This window comes from Shewanella sp. SW1 (assembly GCF_025653545.1).
GTDB classification, from domain to species: domain Bacteria; phylum Pseudomonadota; class Gammaproteobacteria; order Enterobacterales; family Shewanellaceae; genus Shewanella; species Shewanella oncorhynchi.
On the sequence record NZ_JAKKSG010000005.1, the window covers coordinates 18,497 to 38,604 of the forward strand.

13 protein-coding genes, 1 pseudogene and 1 riboswitch are annotated in these 20,108 nt (G+C 45.8%); of the genes and pseudogenes, 5 read left to right on the forward strand and 9 right to left on the reverse strand.

Going from position 1 to position 20,108, the window contains the following annotated elements:
- Positions 1 to 223: 223 nt before the first annotated feature.
- A riboswitch (glycine riboswitch) is annotated at positions 224 to 353 on the forward strand.
- 250 nt (positions 354 to 603) lie between these two features.
- The 3 genes and pseudogenes from L5M71_RS05815 (at position 604) to L5M71_RS05825 (ending at position 8,498) form a co-directional block, all read left to right on the forward strand.
- Positions 604 to 1,962 carry an alanine/glycine:cation symporter family protein gene (locus L5M71_RS05815; protein WP_173246737.1) on the forward strand — a complete coding sequence of 453 codons (1,359 nt, stop codon included), beginning with the start codon at positions 604 to 606 and terminating at the stop codon, positions 1,960 to 1,962.
- A 144-nt stretch (positions 1,963 to 2,106) separates the two neighbouring features.
- Positions 2,107 to 7,434: a PAS domain S-box protein gene (locus L5M71_RS05820; protein WP_263207149.1), complete on the forward strand. Its 5,328-nt coding sequence runs from the start codon at positions 2,107 to 2,109 to the stop codon at positions 7,432 to 7,434.
- Positions 7,435 to 7,482: 48 nt separating this feature from the next.
- Positions 7,483 to 8,498 (forward strand): annotated as a pseudogene (locus L5M71_RS05825) (two-component system response regulator).
- Between the two features lie 88 nt (positions 8,499 to 8,586).
- On the opposite strand, the gene ygfZ reads toward L5M71_RS05825, so the two are convergent.
- Both ygfZ and serA read right to left on the reverse strand, forming a co-directional pair.
- Complete coding sequence (gene ygfZ, locus L5M71_RS05830) at positions 8,587 to 9,549, reverse strand: tRNA-modifying protein YgfZ (RefSeq protein WP_263145364.1); 963 nt, start codon at positions 9,547 to 9,549, stop codon at positions 8,587 to 8,589.
- A gap of 154 nt (positions 9,550 to 9,703) precedes the next feature.
- Positions 9,704 to 10,933: a phosphoglycerate dehydrogenase gene (gene serA / locus L5M71_RS05835; protein WP_105251515.1), complete on the reverse strand. Its 1,230-nt coding sequence runs from the start codon at positions 10,931 to 10,933 to the stop codon at positions 9,704 to 9,706.
- Between the two features lie 154 nt (positions 10,934 to 11,087).
- Between serA and L5M71_RS05840 the strand changes: the two genes are divergently transcribed.
- Together L5M71_RS05840 and L5M71_RS05845 are read left to right on the forward strand one after the other, a co-directional pair.
- A complete protein-coding gene (locus L5M71_RS05840) occupies positions 11,088 to 11,696 on the forward strand; it encodes a DUF2238 domain-containing protein (RefSeq protein ID WP_105251516.1) in 609 nt (202 codons plus the stop codon).
- Positions 11,697 to 12,090: 394 nt separating this feature from the next.
- A complete protein-coding gene (locus L5M71_RS05845) occupies positions 12,091 to 12,756 on the forward strand; it encodes a helix-turn-helix transcriptional regulator (protein ID WP_014611267.1) in 666 nt (221 codons plus the stop codon).
- A gap of 174 nt (positions 12,757 to 12,930) precedes the next feature.
- Here L5M71_RS05845 and L5M71_RS05850 read toward each other — a convergent pair whose 3' ends face one another.
- From L5M71_RS05850 to L5M71_RS05880, 7 genes are all read right to left on the reverse strand, one after another.
- Positions 12,931 to 14,436 (reverse strand): curlin, encoded by a 1,506-nt coding sequence (locus L5M71_RS05850; protein ID WP_263207151.1) that lies wholly within the window; start codon positions 14,434 to 14,436, stop codon positions 12,931 to 12,933.
- Between the two features lie 14 nt (positions 14,437 to 14,450).
- Positions 14,451 to 14,870 carry a curlin gene (locus L5M71_RS05855; protein WP_131525368.1) on the reverse strand — a complete coding sequence of 140 codons (420 nt, stop codon included), beginning with the start codon at positions 14,868 to 14,870 and terminating at the stop codon, positions 14,451 to 14,453.
- 552 nt (positions 14,871 to 15,422) lie between these two features.
- Positions 15,423 to 15,950 (reverse strand): DUF4124 domain-containing protein, encoded by a 528-nt coding sequence (locus tag L5M71_RS05860; RefSeq protein WP_263203656.1) that lies wholly within the window; start codon positions 15,948 to 15,950, stop codon positions 15,423 to 15,425.
- A gap of 389 nt (positions 15,951 to 16,339) precedes the next feature.
- Positions 16,340 to 17,185 (reverse strand): pantoate--beta-alanine ligase, encoded by an 846-nt coding sequence (panC, locus tag L5M71_RS05865; RefSeq protein WP_173246722.1) that lies wholly within the window; start codon positions 17,183 to 17,185, stop codon positions 16,340 to 16,342.
- A gap of 24 nt (positions 17,186 to 17,209) precedes the next feature.
- Positions 17,210 to 18,007 (reverse strand): 3-methyl-2-oxobutanoate hydroxymethyltransferase, encoded by a 798-nt coding sequence (panB, locus tag L5M71_RS05870; RefSeq protein ID WP_028761774.1) that lies wholly within the window; start codon positions 18,005 to 18,007, stop codon positions 17,210 to 17,212.
- Between the two features lie 56 nt (positions 18,008 to 18,063).
- The gene (gene folK, locus L5M71_RS05875; RefSeq protein WP_131525364.1) at positions 18,064 to 18,552 is read right to left on the reverse strand and encodes a 2-amino-4-hydroxy-6-hydroxymethyldihydropteridine diphosphokinase; all 489 of its coding nucleotides are present in this window, start codon (positions 18,550 to 18,552) and stop codon (positions 18,064 to 18,066) included.
- Complete coding sequence (locus tag L5M71_RS05880; protein ID WP_219234459.1) at positions 18,552 to 20,093, reverse strand: polynucleotide adenylyltransferase PcnB; 1,542 nt, start codon at positions 20,091 to 20,093, stop codon at positions 18,552 to 18,554. Before L5M71_RS05880 ends, folK begins: the two co-directional genes overlap by 1 nt.
- Positions 20,094 to 20,108 lie beyond the last annotated feature (15 nt).

A 20,108-nucleotide genomic window follows, 5' to 3' on the forward strand; every position in this document is an offset into this window, starting at 1 on the left:
CGCGAACTGTGAGTAAACGGCTTGAGCTGACGTCGCATTTGTTGCATTCTGTGCGTCCTGTTAGCTTGGGAGTAAATCTCAATCTAGCAATCCGTTCGGATGAAGGTAGCAGGAGAGTGGGGAATTGACCCCACACCGACGAGGCAACTTTGGTTTTACAGAAGCGAGTCTTCTTATAAAAACAAAGCACTCTTTCAGGTGCCGATAGGCGTGGACTGTTACTGGACGAGCCTCTGGAGAGACTACCAGTTGCACTCATTGTGCAATCAGGTGGCGCCGAAGGCGAAAGTGTCGTGGTGTTATTGTATAACCTGCGACGCGAAACGCTCAGGCAAAAGGACAGAGGAGAGGATGACTGCACAGTCCCTGTCGTTTGTCGTCGTGGGCTATTTTTACTCTTTTGCTTGAGATGGAGTACTTTTGCTCTTATTGAAAGCACTCGTGTAGAGCTCTCGCTTGCTACGCTTTTAGCGTTCAGCTTAGGCGATTCTCGGCCGAGATTAGGTCAAAATAGTTCGCTATAGCGTCCGACTGCGGCGCGTCACAGCCATTTCTTTTCCTCCTCCGTTTATTAATTTTGTTGTTTAATATTCGAGGAATATCATGAGTTTTCAAGCTTTACTTGCCAGTATTAATGGCATCGTCTGGGGCCCAATTACCCTTTGTTTGCTGGTGGGTACCGGGGTTTACCTCACTGTGCGTCTCAAGCTTATCCAAGTATTTCGTCTGCCGATGGCGATGGGATTGTTGTTTAAACCTGCCAAAGGTCATGGGGATTTATCTTCCTTTGCCGCGCTTTGTACGGCGCTGTCCGCCACTATCGGTACCGGTAATATTGTTGGCGTGGCGACGGCAATAAAAATGGGTGGCCCTGGGGCGTTATTTTGGATGTGGCTGGCGGCATTTTTCGGCATGGCGACTAAATATGCTGAATGTATGTTGGCGGTAAAGTACCGTACCACCGATGCTCGTGGGCAGATTGCGGGTGGCCCTATGTATTATATCGAGCGCGGCCTTGGTCTGCCTTGGATGGCGAAATTGTTCGCTCTTTTTGGGGTTGGTGTGGCCTTTTTCGGTATCGGTACTTTTGCACAGGTTAACGCCATCAGCGATGCACTGACGATTGCCTTTGAGGTGCCGACTTGGTTGACTGCAACTGTGTTGACTGTGTTAGTTGCCGCAGTCACTTTGGGTGGCGTAAAGCGCATTTCAAATGTGGCGCAAAAACTTGTGCCTGCGATGTCGATTGGTTATGTGCTGGCCTGCGTGTGGATCTTAGTCGGTTTCTCCGAGCAGATTTTACCAGCCTTAGCTTTAGTGATTGAATCTGCCTTTACGCCACTCTCAGCTGCGGGGGGCTTTTTAGGGGCGACAGTCGCGCAGGCGATTCAAATCGGTATTGCCCGAGGTGTGTTCTCGAACGAATCTGGATTAGGTAGTGCACCCATTGCCGCCGCTGCTGCTAAAACCAATGAACCCGTTGAGCAAGGTCTCGTCAGCATGACGGGTACTTTCTTCGATACCATCATCATTTGCACTATGACGGGCTTAGTGCTGATCATCACTGGAGTATGGAGTGGTGAGACGGCAGGTGCTGCGATGACGAGTGCTGCTTTTGCTCTGGGAGGCTCAGCGCTTGTGGGTCAGTATTTGGTGACGATTGCGCTCGTGTGTTTTGCGTTTACAACGATTTTGGGCTGGCATTATTATGGTGAACGCTGTTGGTATTACTTAGTCGGTGAGCGCGGGTTACGCATGTATCAAGTGGTGTTTTTGGTGCTGATTGCGGGTGGTGCTTTTATCAAACTGGATGTGATTTGGTTGTTGGCCGATACGGTTAATGGTTTGATGGCTATCCCTAACTTGATTGCCATTGTGGGCTTGAGGCATATCATTATCGCCGAAACCCAAAGCTATTTTGCTCGTATCTTACCTAATCAAACCTTAGAGACGGCTTCTTAGAGACGGCTTATTAGTGTTTTTAAAACAATAAATTACTTCACATTATTTTAACTTTGACATTGTCGCCACTAAATTCTTCGTTTACTTTATAAGTGCTATTTTTAAATGCAGTGCTTATAAAATCGGGGGCTTTAGGGCGACGCCATGGAAAAAAGTAAACTTCGTACTTTTCGCAGTAGGATTTTATCCCACATAGCCTTGCCTCTCATTTTAATTATGGCGAGTGTTTATAGTGTAAACGCTTGGTTTAGTTATATCTCCTCAGAGAATCGGCTTTACCATAGCCTGACACAAGAGGCGAGTCATTCAGCTTCTCGTCTGCAGTTTCTGCTCGAGCATGCGCAGGCCAACACCCAAGGTCTTGCTGATTTTATTGGTTTTTTGTCAAGTAAAGAAGACATGAATGACACTGAGAGTGTTAAAAGTGTCTTGATGAATCGAGTCAAACGTAACCCTGATTTTTTTGGCTCCGCAGTCGCGTTTAAACCTAATACCTTCCCCAATCGAAAGCTCTTTTCCCCCTATGTTTACCGCGATACAAGTGGTGGTAACGATTTACACTACCTCGATATTGGTGCTGAAGGCTACGACTATACCGATGGCACTTGGGATTGGTGGAGTAAGGCTATCAATCAAGCGAACGGTTATTGGTCAAAGGCATACTTTGATGAGGGGGCGGGGAATATTCTGATGTTGACCTATTCGGCTCCTTTTGGTGAGGTAGGCAATTATTTTGGAGTCGCCACGGTTGATTTAGCCTTAGATGGATTGCCAAAACAATTGGGGATTGCACCAAATCGTCTGGTGGTTTTAGACGATCAAGGGCGGCTTATTTATCATGTAGATAAAGAAAAAGTGCTGGCAACGACTTCAGCCCAGTGGCTCGATAAGAATAAAAATGCCGATTTTTGGACGCTACAGGATAAAAGGCTTGATGGTCAAACAAGGTTTGTTGATAACCAAGATGTTGTTTATCTTGCTAGTATTGCGACTGTACCGCAATTAAAGTGGCGTGTGATTGTATTAGCGCCAGAACAAGATTTATTCAACTCCCTGCTTGATGATCTAGCATCTATCATCCTCAATTTAAGTTTATTAACCCTTTTATTATTGCTGACCTGTTATCTCGCGGCGAAACGGTTAACTCGGCCGCTAGAGCTACTCGAGTCGGGTATCTTGTCCTTTGGACAGGGTAAAACTCAGCAGCTCATTGTACCTAAAGGTGCCGTGAGTGAAATTGTGACGCTGAGTACTACCTTCAATCAAATGGCGGAATTACTCGCAGAACGTGAACAAGCCATTCTTGATTCCCGCGGTAATCGCTTTGCGCGCCTAATTGATGGCATGAGTGAAAAGTCTTTCTACTGTTCCCTCGAACCCAATGGTCAACTCGCCCAGGTTAGTGAGGGGGTAACTAAGGTGTTGGGGATTACCCCTGATTTGCTCAAGCGCAAATATCAAAGGCTCTTCTCGGCTAATCCCCTCAATGAGAAGAACTGGGAATATACCGATTTAGCCTTAAAGGGCCAAAATGTGCCTTCGCACCAAGTGGAAATGCTGGATGAAAAAGGGCATTTAAGAAGGCTCGATGTGTTTATGCAGCCATTATTATCAGATACGGGTGAGTTAATGTCGGTGGAGATGTTATTTACCGATGTTACTGAGCAGTTTTCAGCGGCAGTCTGGTCAAATGCCGTACTAGAAGCCGCTCCAGAGGCCATGCTCATTGTCGACGAACTTGGGAAAATCGTCTTTACTAACAGTCGCTGTCAGCAGCTCTTTGGATACGAAACGGGCGCTATGCTGGGTTTGCAGGTTGAGGCGTTATTGCCGCAAGAGTTAGGAAACGGGCATGTACTTGAGCGGCAAACATTCCTGCGCGAAGGCCGCGATAGAGGCATGGCAAATGCCCGTCATGTACGGGCGTTAAAAGCCGATGGTAATGAATTTATTGCGGAAATAGCGCTGAGTATTCTTCCCCCTGCCTTTGATGGACAAAGGCAAGTGGCGGCTTCAATACGCGATATGACACAAAAACTGGCCGTTGAGCAGAAGATCCGTGATAGCGAACAGCGTTTTCGTGGCTTAGTGACTAATATTCCCGGCGCCGTTTATCGGACTCGCATCGGGGATGTATGGTTCATGGAATATATCAGTGACAATATTGCTGAGATTACGGGTTATGCAGCGAGTCAGTTTATTGAAAATCGCCAACGTACCTTTGCTTCGCTGATTTTAGAGGAGGACAGGCCTACATGTCATTTGCATATTGATAGGGCACTCGCGCAGCAAGAAACCTTTGAAGTGGAATATCGTATCCGCCATCGCGATGGCAGTATTCGCTGGGTGCATGAGAAAGGTAAGGCAAGTTATACCGAAGAGGGCGTTCCACTTTGGTTCGACGGCAGTATTGATGACATCACAGAGAGTAAGCTTGCTATAGGGCAGTTGGAGGCTTCGCGCCTGCAATTGACCAATATTACAGAGTCTATTCCTTGTACCGTGTACCAATTGTTATGGCACTCGCCTACTGATCGCAAATTTACCTTTCTCTCTGGTGCGGCAATGAAAATGCTGGGGCTACATCGTGATGATCTTATTAGTAATTTTGACACCATCGCTGAGCGGATTTTTGATGAAGAAAGGCCGGACGTCGTGCGGGCACTTTCGGGTAAGAGTGAAGATAGGTTTCAATGGATCCGCGAGTTTCGTTATCGCCATCCCAATGGCAGCATACGTTGGATGGAGGCGGGTGCGAGCGGCCATGTAGAAGAAGATGGTGCCATTACTTGGAATGGGTATGTAATGGACATTACCCAACGCAAGAGCATAGAACAAGAGTTAGCCCTCAGTGAAGCGCACTTTAAGGCGCTGTTCGATGGTGCGACCATTGGTATCGTCAATGTGGATGTTAAAGGCGTTATCTTAGATTGTAATGACCAATTCTGTGCCGATATGGCGCGGTCACGGGAGAGTTTACGCAATACCGCAATTTTTGAGGTCCTTAGCGCGCAAGATAAGCTTATTGCCAAGGCGCAATTTAAGGAATTGGTCGGTGGCAAAATTGACCATTATCGTGGCGAGAGAAGCTTTATTCGTCCTTCTGGTGCGCCTTTATGGATGACGGTCAATGTGTCGGCACTGTTAGATGCCCAAGGACAATTTGAATCGGCTGTGATCAGCATGGTCGATATGACAGAGCTTAAATTGCTCTCCGATGAACTGTTACTTGCCAAAGAGCAAGCCGATGCCGCCAGTAAAGCAAAGGGTGACTTCTTGGCGAATATGTCCCACGAAATACGCACCCCAATGAATGCCATTATCGGCATGTCCCAGCTGTGTTTACAGACCGAATTAGATAAAAAACAGAAAAACTATGTGGAGAAGATTGAGCGGGCATCGCAGTCTTTACTGTCTATTATCAATGACATTCTGGATTTCTCTAAGATTGAAGCGGGTAAGCTCGACATAGAATCTGTGCCATTTCAGCTCGATACTATGCTGGAAGATCTCAGCGATATGTTTTCTGAAAAAGCCGCCCACAAGCAGATTGAATTGTTATTTGCAGTCGCCCCTAACGTGCCGCGTTATTTATATGGTGATTCGCTACGCTTAGGTCAAGTGTTGATTAACTTGATGAATAACGCCATTAAGTTCACCGAGCGGGGTGAAGTATTACTGTCGTTAAATCTTGTTGAACAGCAAGATGATGATGTCGTGCTGCGTTTTAGTGTGCGTGACAGCGGCATAGGCTTAACTGAGCAGCAGCAAGCAAAATTATTTAAATCCTTTACCCAAGCGGATACTTCAACCACCCGTAAATACGGTGGTACAGGCTTAGGCTTGGCTATTTGCAAGCAACTCGTTGAACTCATGGGGGGCAATATTGGTGTCGAAAGTCAATTTGGTCATGGCAGCACCTTCTATTTCACTGTGAAGTTACAAATTTCCGAGGGCCAAAAATTAGTGCTTGAGCAAGAGCTTGAGGGCATGTCTGTGCTGGTGGTAGATGATAACGCGACCGCTAGGGACATAATGCGTACAACGCTCGAAAGTATGGGCTTTAGAGTCGATACGGTTCGTTCAGGTGAAGAAGCAATAAGCCGCTGCTTACTGCAGACCTATGAAGTGGCATTAATCGATTGGAAAATGCCCAATATGGACGGGTTAGAAACCGCCCGTCAGATCCAACTACAGGCTAAGTCTCAGCCTAAGATCTTGATGGTATCCGCCCATGCTAATCATGAATTTATCACTCAAATTGAGCAATTAGCACTGGCGGGGTACATCAGTAAACCCATCAGCGCCTCACGCATGCTCGATGGCATAATGAATGCGATTGGCCGTGAAGGCATATTACCAGTGAGACGCCGCACTGAAGAGCTGGCGCCGCAGTTATTATTGCCACTTCAAGGGAAACGTATCTTATTAGTGGAAGATAACGAGATGAACCTTGAAGTCGCCAGCGAGTTTTTAGAGCAAGTGGGGATTATTTTATCCATAGCGACCAATGGCCAAATCGCCTTAGATAAGCTATCCCAACAGCATTTCGATCTAGTGTTAATGGACTGCCAAATGCCGGTGATGGATGGTTATCAAGCCACTAAAGCGATAAGGAAAAGGCCTGAGTTGGCAAATTTACCTGTCGTTGCTATGACTGCGAATGCGATGGCCGGTGATAGAGATATGTGTCTTCGGGCTGGGATGAATGACCATATTGCCAAGCCCATAGAAGTGAATGTGCTTTATCAAACCCTATTGAAATACCTCGGATCTTCTTCTGGAATTTCTGCAGCGATAAGGGCAGAAGCCTCAACTCAGTTAACTTCGTCCAGCGCACAGGGTGAAGTCAGCAATGGTGCTGATAAAACGGTATTGCTCAAGTGGCCAGAACACCCTGAGTTGGATATCGATAGAGGTTTGCAACTGGTACAGCATTCGACGCGTCTTTATCAAAGAATCTTTGATCGTTTCGTGAGCAGTCAACGTAATGTCGTGGAGCAGGTTCGCAAAGCGATTGCGGCGAATCAAGTCGAAGATGCCGTGCGTATCGCCCACACCCTTAAAGGCTTAGCGGGTAATTTAAGTTCGGCAAAATTGGTGGAATTAGCGCGTTTGCTTGAGTTGCATTTAACAGAGAAAGCGCCCTATGAAGATGAGTTAGTTCAAATTCAACCGCTAGTGGCCTCTATCTGCGATGCGATTGAACAGGCTAAGCCTGTGATAGTGAATCAAGCCGAGCCTCAAGCGGTGGACTTGCTATCAGATGAGGACTTGAGAGCCGCATTACGGGTCTTACGTCAGAATCTAGATGAAGCCGATGCCAGTGCTGTGGCAAAAATTGATGCGTTAAAGCCGAAGGTGAGCAGTGCAATGTGGCAAACATTAAGCCCCGCTTTATCTATGATTAACCAGTATCAGTTTGATGAGGCAATCGACTTAATTGACGATGTGATTACACAGTTAGGATAGAAAGCGGTAGCGCGAATTTATAATGTGTGACATTGAGTGGAGTTGTTAATGGAAAAAGCAACAATATTAGTCGTCGATGACACACCTGAGAATATCGATATTTTGATTGGTATTCTAGGTGATGATTATAAAGTCAAAGTGGCGATCGATGGGCCAAGGGCATTAGCGTTAGTGACAAAATCGCGGCCTGACTTGATTCTACTCGATGTCATGATGCCAGGTATGAATGGCTATGAAGTCTGCAAGCTGCTAAAGCAAGAGCCGCTGACCAACCATATTCCGGTGATCTTCGTGACCGCCTTATCTGAAATTGCTGATGAAGCCCAAGGTTTTGCATTGGGTGCGGTGGATTACATTACTAAGCCTGTCAGCGCGCCTGTCGTTAAAGCGCGGGTTAAAACACATCTTGCGCTTTATGATCAAAAACGTTACTCGAACAACAAGTTAAAGTTCGTACTCACGAATTAGAAGAAACCCGTTTCGAGATTATCCGTCGTCTTGGCCGTGCCGCTGAATACAAGGACAACGAGACGGGTCTACATGTTGTGCGTATGAGCCATTACGCCCGCATATTAGCGATAAAGCTCGGCTTACCGACAACCTTTTGTGACTTGATTTTTAACGCGGCGCCTATGCACGATATTGGTAAAATCGGTACGCCCGATGCTGTGCTGAAAAAGCCTGGGAAACTTGATGCGCAGGAATGGGAAATTATGCAGCAGCACGCCGCCATAGGTGCAGAAATTATTGGTGAACATAGCGATCCGTTATTGCAAATGGCCCGTCGTATCGCCTTAACTCACCATGAGAAGTGGGATGGTTCAGGTTACCCTAATGGCTTGGTAGGCGAAGTAATCCCCCTTGAAGGGCGTATCACCGCGATTGCGGATGTGTTCGATGCGCTGACTTCGCAACGGCCTTACAAGCAGGCTTGGACGATTGAAGCAACTATGGAGTTATTTGAAAATCAAGCGGGAAAACATTTCGATCCTAAGCTGGTGGAGGAGTTCAAGCAAATCCTGCCAGAAGCAATTGCCATTCGAGATACTTATTTAGAAAATTGATGCTCGAAGTGCATTGACTAAGGTAAAGGCGCCATTGGCGCCTTTATTCTGCTTCAATATTTTATACTAATCATATTAAATCAAAGCATTACGCTTCATCTAATGAGTAGGGCAGGGCTTGGATCGTTAAATGTGATTGTTCATCGTCGGCAAAACGTAGCTGAGTATCATTAGCCGTGTCATTAGGAAGTACGGCGGTTAACAAGACTTGGTTGCCGCGCTGTACAAACTCAATGATTTGACCGCCACGGCGAAAACTGTCTTCCATCGCGATTTCAAGGCCTGATGCTAGGGTGATTTGAAGACTAGTGTGGCCGTGCAAAATATACAGGGCGCGTTTATTACCACCGCGATATTTCATTCGCGCTATGGTTTCTTGTCCCATGTAGCAGCCCTTGTTGAAGCTGATACCGTTAACCGCTTGTAGATTACACATCTGCGGTACGTACTGGCTGGCATGGCTGGCGGCAAGGTTGGGGTAACCTGCTGCAATCTCTAACGCTTGCCATGCACTGGCGTCAAATACACTCAGTTCCGATTGCGCAACTAAAGCTGCCGCAGCATCTGGTGTTAATACTAAAATAAAACGTTCAGCGTCTTTTAAAATCGCACCATTTTCAATGAGTGTGAGCTCTTGCTGAATGTCACCAAAATGTTTGTTCACGAATTGGCTTGCCTGTTCACCGGCAACCCCGAGCAGAGTCCACTCAGCGGATGCATTGCTTAGGGTGGCTTTACTAAACACGGCATATTTTTGTAACTGGGGTAAATCGACTTCGATGGCATCCTTTGGCATCAACATAAAGAGTGCATCTTGAATGGCAAAGGTTCTGAAACTGGCCAGCATTTTACCTTTAGGATCGCAATGCGCGCCCCAGCGCCATTGATCCGTGGCCAATGAGCTGATATCTGTGGTCACTTGGCCATGGATAAAACTGCGGCCTTGTTCTCCAACGACTTTGATGAGGCCCAAATGAGATAAGTTGGCAAGCATAAGTGGAGGCAAGGTAGCGTCCAGATCCCAATGGGGCGTAGAAACTGAAATAGTCATAGCGAGATCCTGAAAATGAAGACGATGTGAGAGGCTAGATTGTAACGGAATTCCAGTTGGCTCAAAAGCATAAGGCGCACATATCTGTGAATGATCTGTGCGCCTTAATATGTGTGCTTTAGTCGATAGGCTTAAAGCGAGTGGAGTTTAAAGTTTAAAACAGCACGCGGGTACGTAATGTACCTTCAATGGCTTTGAGTTCAACTAAGGCTTCTTCCGCTTGAGTTGTATCTACTTCCATCACGACATAACCAATTTCTGCGGTGGTCTGCAAATATTGGGCGGCGATGTTGATGCCTTTTTCCGAGAAGGCTTGGTTGATCTTGATCAACACGCCCGGACGGTTTTGGTGAATATGCAGCAAGCGCGAGGTGCCTTTATGCGTTGGTAATGACACTTCAGGGAAGTTAACCGCAGAAACGGTTGAGCCGTTGTCTGAGTATTTAGCGAGCTTACCCGCGACTTCGATACCAATGTTTTCTTGGGCTTCGGCCGTGCTACCGCCGACATGCGGCGTGAGTAGAACATTGTCTAAACCGCGTAGAGGACTGATAAATTCATCGTCATTCGATTGTGGTTCAACGGGGAACACATCGATTGCGGCACCTGCGAGGTGACGTTCTTTTAACGCAACGGTTAAAGCTTCAATATCGACTACAGTACCGCGTGATGCGTTGATAAAGATGCTGCCCTTTTTCATTGCTGCAAACTCGGCAGCGCCTATCATGTCTTTTGTTTGTGGAGTTTCAGGGACATGTAAGCTAACCACATCAGCTTGTGCTAATAGGAGTTCCAACGAATGGACTTGTTGTGCGTTACCTAGCGGCAGTTTGTCTTCGATATCGAAGAACACGACGCGCATACCTAAGGTTTCCGCCAGAATGCCAAGCTGAGTACCAATATGGCCGTAACCAATCACACCTAAGGTTTTACCACGCACTTCATAGCTGCCCGCTGCGGTTTTCATCCAGCCACCACGGTGAGCGATAGCGTTGCGTTCAGGGATACCCCGCATCAACATAATGATTTCGCCAATTACGAGTTCTGCAACACTGCGAGTGTTTGAGAATGGCGCGTTAAATACTGGGATACCAAGGGATTCGGCGGTGGCAAGGTCAACTTGGTTGGTTCCAATACAGAAACATCCTATCGCGATTAACTTCTCGGCACGTTTCAGCACCTCTGCAGTTAATTGGGTACGCGAACGAAGTCCCACAAAATGCGCATCTTTAATGGACTCAAGTAAGGCTTCATCGCTTAAGGAAGCTTTGTGGTATTCGATATTGGTGTATCCCGCACGTTCAAATACATCGACCGCAGATTGGTGGACGCCTTCCAACAGCAGGATCTTGATCTTATCCTTGTCCAGCGAATGTTTCGCCATGATATGGGTACCCTCTAATTAATAGAAATGTTTCTTATGATATGCTCACAACCTTCACCCACCAAAGTAGCACTTTTTTTGCTCAGTGTGGAGGGCTAGATGGCTAAAGTTAATATTCTAAATTTAGAACAATATCGCATAAGAGGAAGAAACATTGAATAACAAAATCGCATGGTGCGGTATTTACCTCTCAGTTTTGGTGTGGTCGGCGATAAAACCCGCAGATCCTTTCACATGGTGGCTCGAAGCCTTACCTGCATTGATTGCTGTACCGATTTTATTCTTTACTCGCAAACGTTTTCCACTAACACCTCTAGTGTATTTTCTCGTCTTAATACACTGCTGTGTGTTGTTTGTAGGTGCTCATTATACTTACGCTGAAGTGCCGTTATTCGACACGATTGCCGATTGGATGGGTTCAGAACGTAATAATTACGATAAAGTGGGTCATTTTGCGCAAGGTTTTATCCCAGCCATGCTCGCCCGTGAAATTATGTTGCGTAATCAAGCTGTCAAACCTGGGGCTTGGTGCGCGTTTCTTGCTACTTGTTTTGTGCTCGCATTTTCGGCGTTTTATGAACTGATCGAATGGTGGGTTGCCGTGGCAACCGGCGAAGGGGCTGAAGCCTTTTTAGGGACTCAAGGCTATGTATGGGATACCCAATCCGACATGTTTCTTGCCCTCATTGGCGCAATTGTCGCGTTAGCTTTACTGTCTCGTTTTCAAGATAAACAAATCGCGAGACTCAAGCAGAGGATTTAGCGGCTAAAAGTGGATGATGCTCTCTGTTTGAGTTGTAAGACTTTCTTCCCTGAAATATATGGTGTGAGTGTGATGACATTGAGTTGTCATACTTTAGTGTTGTTATTGTGTTTTCTTTGTGTTGCAACTTTGGGTTGATAACGTCATAGTTGGAAAGTATTAGGTGCTGGGTGTTGGCCAAGTAAAACGGTATTTTTGACTGTTATTCCATTTTATTGTGGTGAGTTAGTCGAACCTACTAGCATTAAACAGGGAATAGTACATTTGGGTGATGTTTTTCAATCGTTAACTAGTCAGAATTAACTAGGTTAATGGAATGTTGAAAAATCTAACTAAAAAGACGAGTCAAACATACCATTTTGCAATAGAGAATACTTTTCAGGGAGGAGAGTCATTGAGCACAATTAATGAATTGGTTTTTTTACACCAAATGGCCGCGCCATGTCATTTAGCGTTACTCGCTGAATCCATAGGTTTGAAAACGCGTATAGTAAAGCATGCGGCTGAACTGGATTTAGACAAGAGTCGCCGTAGTTTTTATCTGATCACCCAAAAAGGTTCAGCATTAGATAACAAAGGGATACCTCTGTTAGCTTCGCGATTAGTGTCACATTTTCCTGTGGCGCTGTATCAAGTTGAGCGAGACTCCTTAGACCAAGAATCTGCAATGTTACTCGGCATTCGAGGTATTTTATTTGCCGATCAACGTATGGATCTGATGTTAACGGGTTTACGTAAAATGGTGGCAGAGGAACTTTGGTACGATAGAACTTTGCTAAGCAAAATGTTCCGCCGTGTCGTACAAAAGTTAGAAGGTAATAATGAAATGCCCTCTGATACTGTGGCTATGCTGCAGATGCTGACATCCCGTGAACGCACTATCATTCAATTCGTATCGAGTGGTGCGAGAAATAAAGAAATCGCTCATAGGTTATGTATCAGCGAACATACAGTGAAGGCGCATATTTCTTCTATTTTCCGCAAGACCCAGTCTCGTAATCGGGTTGAGCTTTTACGTTGGGCGCAAACCTATCAAACTCACTTTGAGCTGTGCAGTTAGTCAGTTAAAGATATTGGTCGTTAGCTTTTCGCTGTGAGTGGTTAATGTTAATGATTACTAGCATATCAACATAGAAAAGCGGGAATGTTTATTTAAACATTCCCGCTTTTTGTTTAACACCCTTTTTATAAACCACCACCAAAGAGTTTAGCTGTGGTGGTTTAACAGTATTGACTAGTATTGCACTACAGTGGCAACGTTCATATTGCCTGATTGGTTCACGTTGATGCTGTTGTTAGTGCCTGCTTGAGAACCTAACACTAAGTTGTCATTACCCGTTTGAGTGATTGACAGGCTGTTATTGTCACCGCTAACGCCAAATGAATTTGATGCAAATGAAGTGTCGTTATCGCCGCCTACCCAGTTACCGTTACCTGATTGAGTAATTTGCGCGGTGTTTTCATCACCTTCAATAATCAGGTCAATAACGTTAAGATCGCCACTTTGAAGTGCGCTGACATCGGCATTGTTGTTGCCAGCAACAGAAATCAATGTTTCGTTCTCAGCGCCATCTTGCTCAACATCAACTTCGTTATCGCTACCCACGGCATCTACATAAGCAAAGTTCTCATCACCTTCTTGACTAACTTCAATACTGTTATCTTCACCATCAGCGAAGGCAATGATTTCGTTGTTATCGCCTTTAGAAGATAAATCGAAGTCGTTATCTGTGCCGTATGCACCAAAGGTTGCGAAGTTCGCATCGCCTTTTTGTTTCAAGTCAACGTCGTTGCTATCGCCCCATACTTGGAACTCTGCACCGTTGACATCGCCTTTTTGAGTGATAGTAATATCGTTATCATCACCTTGGATATCGGCCACTAACGTATCACCGATAGTGTTGCCGCTGCCATTTTGGGTAATATCGACACTGTTGTCATCACCCGTAGTCATCGCAAGATAAGCCGTGTTGCCGTTACCTTTTTGATCCATTGAAATATCGTTTTTGCTGCCCGCCAGTGCGTAAACGAAGCCTACATGGTTATCACCCTTTTGGACCATGTCTACTTTGTTGTTGTCGCCTGCAATACCCTTAGCCGCGCCAAAGTTGTTGTTACCCGCTTGATTAACAGAAACGTCGTTGTTGTTACCCACGTTAGCGGTTAAATCAAGGGCAATTAAACCCGCTTGGTTGTTGTCACCGATTTGTGTGATTTTACCGTCGTTGTTGCTGCCTTCAACGCGAAAAACTGCAAAGTTTGCGTCGCCTTCTTGCTCAACAAACACGCTGTTTTCAGCGCCAGTGATTTCAACTTGGCTTTCGTTGACTTCGCCTAATTGGTTAACGAATACCGTGTTATCGTTGCCAGTAACATCGCTACTGCTTTGGTTAAAGAAACCATCTTGCGACACATTTACATTGTTGTTGTCACCTACAACACTTGCACTTGCCACATGCCAGTCAACTTGTTGCGTTATTTGGACCTTGTTATCAACACCCGTTGAATTAATAGCCGCTTCATGCCACACGCCATCTTGGATGACGGTTGCGGTTTGAGCTGTACCTGTTTGCACAACCGCTGCAGCGTTAAGGCCACCCGTTTGTGAGACTAAAGTGTCTTGGGCTTGGCCTGACTGTACTACGCTAATTTCACTCACTGTACTGGCAGCAAAAGCTTGACCGCTTAAACCTGTTGCAATGGCCAAAGCAATAAGTGATTTTTTAGCTTGTGATTTCATGTGACGCTCCCTGTTTAATATTGAGTTATTGAGATTGCAGCACCATCCGCAATCTGTTGAATCGAAAAGTTGCCGCTTCCTAGTTGGTTCAGTTGCACGAGATTGTCATTGCCAATTTGTGTCACTGAAGCCGTATTTTGACCGCCGACTTGCAGTAGCTGGACTTCATTGTTTGAACCAATCTGTGTGATTAGCGCATCGTTATCATTGCCCACTTGTGTTACATCGGCCTTGTTATCGCTGCCTGACTGGAACAGTAATCCTTGGTTGGCAGTGCCTTGTTGAACCAGCTCGATAAGGTTATCGCGACCGGAACGTTCCAGTAATGCCTGAAGGGTTACGGGTAACTCGTTGACATTCAGCTCTTGTGCTGAAGTCATACAACTACAGAGCAAGATCAGCGGCACCAAAAAGCGTATAGAGGTATTTGGCACGGGTGACTCCTTGCATCAAATAGCTTGGGCTGCTTAAAGTAACTTGCATCCCAAATTCAGACCTGAAGATACGAGTCCCGTTAATATGTCGCAATTGGCCAAACGGGTATTTATTCTAGAAAGGATTAACGGAAGGTAAATGATAGCTGTATTTATATCGTATTGATTAAATAGATTTTATATGTTTATTGACGTGTTTTTATTTAAGGGGGCTAGTCTAGTTGTCCTAGTAGTTAAGTCGTATTTGTTGTGAAGCGAGTATTTGTTTTTAAACAATGCAATAACAAGTGAAGGGAAATACATCGACTATCGCGTTTGCATTTTCTTGATAAAAAAGCACGCGTTTGTGCCAGCGAGAAACTGCTGAGGAGTTTAATTAACTGTAGCAACCTATGTCATTTACCCTGTGTGCAACAACAGGCTTCTTGTCCTTGCAGTAATGAATTCTAGGTTAAACAAAGGGACATTACTGTGAGCGGAAGATTAACCATTATTATGATTAAATTCCTTAATGGGGTAGAGAGAAGATTAACACTACTGTTTTATGCGAGATCAGTGCTTTGCTGGTTCTTTTAACTCTTCATGGAATGCTTCGGAACTGATTTGGCTTTTACGGTCTTCTAGTTGCTGCATCGCACTGTTATTACTCACAGTTAATGCATTGAAGCGAGTATTGATATCGTCCATTTCGTTAATGTATTCAGGATCGGTTTTCTCTTTATTTTGCCAATAACGCTTACGTTCTAATTTCTGTAATTCACTGGCGCGCAGAATTTCAAAATAGCTATTTTCCTGCTTAAGACGATATATCTCGCCGTCGAGTAACTGCAATAATTTTTCTTTAGAAATGGTTCGGCTATTCAGTAGAGTGTGTAAGGGATCGACAGGAATATCCCTTTTATCAGAGTCTACTTCAGTCGTTATCCCTAACTGGTATTCGATTTTATGTTGGCTAAATTCCTGCGGGCAAGCGGTTTGGCTAAAGACAATTTTGTCATCTTTACGGCATTTATAAATGGTATTTGCCTGTATTGCAGTGGGCAAAATAACACAAATTAGGGTGAGTATCAGTCTTGCCATGAGGCCACAAATCCTTTGTACACTTGCATAGCTATTATGATTTAATTGTTTGATTAAGCATGATAAATAGTGATTATGACGTTTATATTATTATGCCTTTTTAACCGTTTATTGTTAGGTCGACGGGCTGTTAAGCCCAATAAATTAAAGGATTAGCCATGCATCATTAGAAGGTCAAATTCACTCGTCAATGTCTGCCGCTAATCATTTACCTTAAATTAACATCTGCATCATACTATGGCGTAAATTTAGGGATAAAACCAGTTTTTTGACGCTTCAAATTTTTGGCGCTTGGATTGATTCTAAAGAAGAAAATAGCTTCTGGTCGGTCATTAGGTAAATAAAAAGGAGCGACTGCTCCTTTTTATTTATTGATAACGCTTAAGAGATTAGCGATCGAACCTTAAGTTGTCGATAAGTCGCGCTTTACCTATATAGGCGGCGGCCAAAATGACTAAGGTTTGGTCTTGGCTCTGCGCTTTCTCAAGCGTGTGGGCATGACGAATTTCCAGATAATCCGGCGTAAAGCCCGCCGCCACTAAACTGATTTTCGCTTGCTCGGTGACAGCATCAACACTCTGACCTTGTTTGATCCCTGCAGCCATAGCATCTATCGCCTGTTTTAATGCTGGTGCAGCGGCTTTTTCTGCGGCGGTGAGATAACCATTGCGCGAACTCATGGCTAAACCTGAGTCCTCACGTATGGTATCAACACCGATAATCTCAATCGGTAATGACAAGTCTTCAACCATAGTTTCAATGACTAATAGCTGTTGATAGTCTTTATTGCCAAAGAGTGCCACATCGGGCTGTACTATGTTGAATAGTTTACAGACGATTGTCGCAACGCCTCGAAAATGCCCCGGACGGCTAGCGCCGCAGAGCAGATCTGAAATACCTGGCACTTCAACATAGGTTTGTTGCGCTAAGCCCTTGGGATACATCACGGCTGGCGTTGGGGTAAACAGCAACTCAGCGCCAGCAGCCGTGAGGGCTTCACTGTCGGCGGCGAGTGTGCGTGGGTAGGCATCGAGATCTTCGTTCTGGCCAAACTGCATTGGATTGACGAAAATCGATACCACCACATGATCACAACGTTTAGCCGCTTCTTTCACTAAGGTGATGTGTCCCCGATGGAGATTGCCCATGGTCGGCACGAAGGCGACAGTTTCGCCCTTGGCACGCCATGCACGCACTTGAGTGCGAATATCATCAATATGGGCGCTAGTGATCATTGAGCCTTACCTTGCATAAATCTGTTATTTGTTAAAAGTGTGTTCTTCGCCAGGAAAGGTTCCTTGGGCAACTTCGTCGATATAAGCACGTACCGCAGAACGAATTTCACCGGTTTGTTTTAGGTAGTTTTTCGAGAAACGTGGAATGTAACCACTTGAAATACCTAACACATCATGCATCACCAAGATTTGGCCATCGGTCGATGCGCCTGCGCCAATTCCAATGACTGGAATCGTTAAGGCTTGAGTGATCGCCGCAGCGAGAGGCGCAGGGATACATTCCACTACGAGTAGTTGAGCCCCTGCAGCTTCTAAAGCCTTAGCTTCGTCGAGGATGCGCTGGGCATTTTCGGCATCGCGGCCTTGCACTTTAAAACCACCAAATACATGAACCGACTGAGGCGTTAAGCCTAAGTGGGCACACACAGGAATACCACGTTCGGTGAGCTTAGTGACGGTTTCGAGTAACCAGTGGCCGCCTTCGACTTTGACCATGTTCGCGCCAGCTTGCATTAACTCAGTGGCGTTGACCATGGCTTGTTCTGGTGTGGCGTAACTCATAAAGGGCATATCGGCGATCAGCAGGGCACGTTCGATACCGCGACGAACACAGCGAGTATGGTAAGCGATTTCTGCAGTAGTGACGGGCAGGGTATCGTCATGGCCTTGGAGAACCATTCCCAAAGAATCGCCGACCAGCAGCACATCGACACCTTCGCTATCGAACGCGCTGGCAAAACTGGCATCATAGGCTGTCAGTGCCGTGAATTTTCTACCTTCCTGTTTGTATTTCAACAGGGTTGAGCTAGTAATTTTAGACATATGGATGATCTTCAAACCAAATAGAAGTGGTGTTATAAGCTAACTGAGGACGGACTTCAATGATCAATGCCCAGTTGTTGTAACTCGGCCAACATTTTTGTATCGATAAGACTGTCGATGGCAGTGTTGCAAGGCAGAATCAGATCCGGTGCAATTGCGGCTAAAGGCACGAGCACAAAGCTGCGCGTTTTCATGCCGTAGTGGGGCACTTTGAGTCTAGGAATGTCAATGTTCTCATTACCATACAAGAGTAAATCGAGATCTAAGGTTCTCGGCCCCCAACGCTCTAGGCGGACTCGTCCTTGGGTGTTTTCAATATGCTGCAGTGCATCGAGTAAGGCTAATGGCGCAAGATCAGTATCGAAACTCGCCACCGCGTTAATATAATTGGGTTGCACGACATCGCCCATGGGCGTCGAATGGTAATAGGGAGAAACGACGAGACTATTGCCTAAGGCTAAGGCGGACAATGCCATCACGGCATTGTCCAATTGCGCCTTGGGATCTTTAAGATTTGCGCCTAATGCGACGTAGACGCGGGGCATTATTCAGCCGTTTTAACTTTAGGTGTACCACTCGCTTTAGGTGCGCTCGTCGGCGCTGAACCATCGGCATTCGGTGTACGAGGACGGCGACGACGTTGGGTGGCATTACGGTTGCGGTTTGGCGATTTACTGCCGCTACGCGCTATAGCTAAACGTTCTGTTTCATCGGCTTCGACAAATTGTTGCCACCAAGCGGCACTTTTAGCGACATTACCCGCTTCGACTTCGCCCCTGAGTAAGAGTAAATCGTATGCGGCTCTAAACTTAGGGTGTTCCATTAGTTTAAAGGCGCGAGTGCCTTGGCTACGATCAAAGCGTAACTGTAACTGCCAAATGTCTTTTGCTGGCGTACTAAAACGGCGTGGAATACTAATGGTTTGGCATTGCTGCTCCATCACATCGCCCATGGCGGCAAAGAAGGCATCGTATAACGTCAGGCCACTTTCAACGGCAATATCTTCGGCGCGTTGACGCAGTGGATACCAGAGAAGCGCAGCATAGAAGAATGAAGGTGTGACCGGCTTATCTTCGTTAACTCTTTGATCTGTGCTCTTCATGATGGCTTGCACCATTTTCATGGTCGTACCTTTAGGATCATCTTTTAGCAGAGCGGCCACTTGCGGAAACAGCGGCGCGAATAGCTTGTATTCTTGCATCAGTTCGAAGTTGGCTAAGGCTTTGCCTGCAAAGAAGAGTTTTAACACTTCTTCGTACATACGTGCTGCCGGAATATCTTTTAGCAGCGGCGCTAATTGTTTAATCGGCGCGGCTGTGACGGTTTCGATACCCATGTTGAGTTTAGTGGCGAAACGCACTGCCCTTAACATACGCACCGGATCTTCACGGTAACGGGTTTCTGGATCGCCAATTAATCTTAGGGTGCCCGCTTTGAGATCGGCCATACCGCCGCCATAGCTGCGAATCGAGTAATCGCTGATATCGTAATAGAGGGCATTGACGGTAAAGTCGCGGCGCTCGGCATCTTCATCGATTTCGCCATAGACGTTATCGCGCAGCAAACGCCCTTCGGCATTGGCTTTAGAGACTTTCTCATTACTTTCGCCGTGGTGACCACGGAAGGTGGCAACTTCAATCACATCGCGGCCGAAAACAATGTGTGCTAAGCGGAAACGGCGACCGACAACACGGCAATTACGGAATAATTTTTTGATTTCTTCCGGTGTTGCATTGGTCACTATGTCGAAATCTTTAGGCTCAATCCCTAAGAGTAAATCGCGTACACCGCCGCCGACTAAATAGGCTTTAAAGCCTGATTTATTCAGTCTGTATAATACCTTAAGGGCATTCTCGCTGATTTGTTTGCGCGAGATGGTATGGGCATCTCTTGGTACTAACTCTAAACTCAAAGCACCGGAACTTTGTTCAGGTGTTGTTGGTTCAATCTGAGCTGGAGTCGGAGCGGTCGTTTTAGGCGCGTCTTCAAATAGCTGTTTGCAGAATTGGCTGATACGGCGAAAAATGGGACACCTCGAAATATGATCTGTTATTTGATTAAAAATCTGGCGGCTATCATATACCAAATGCGGCCTAATGAG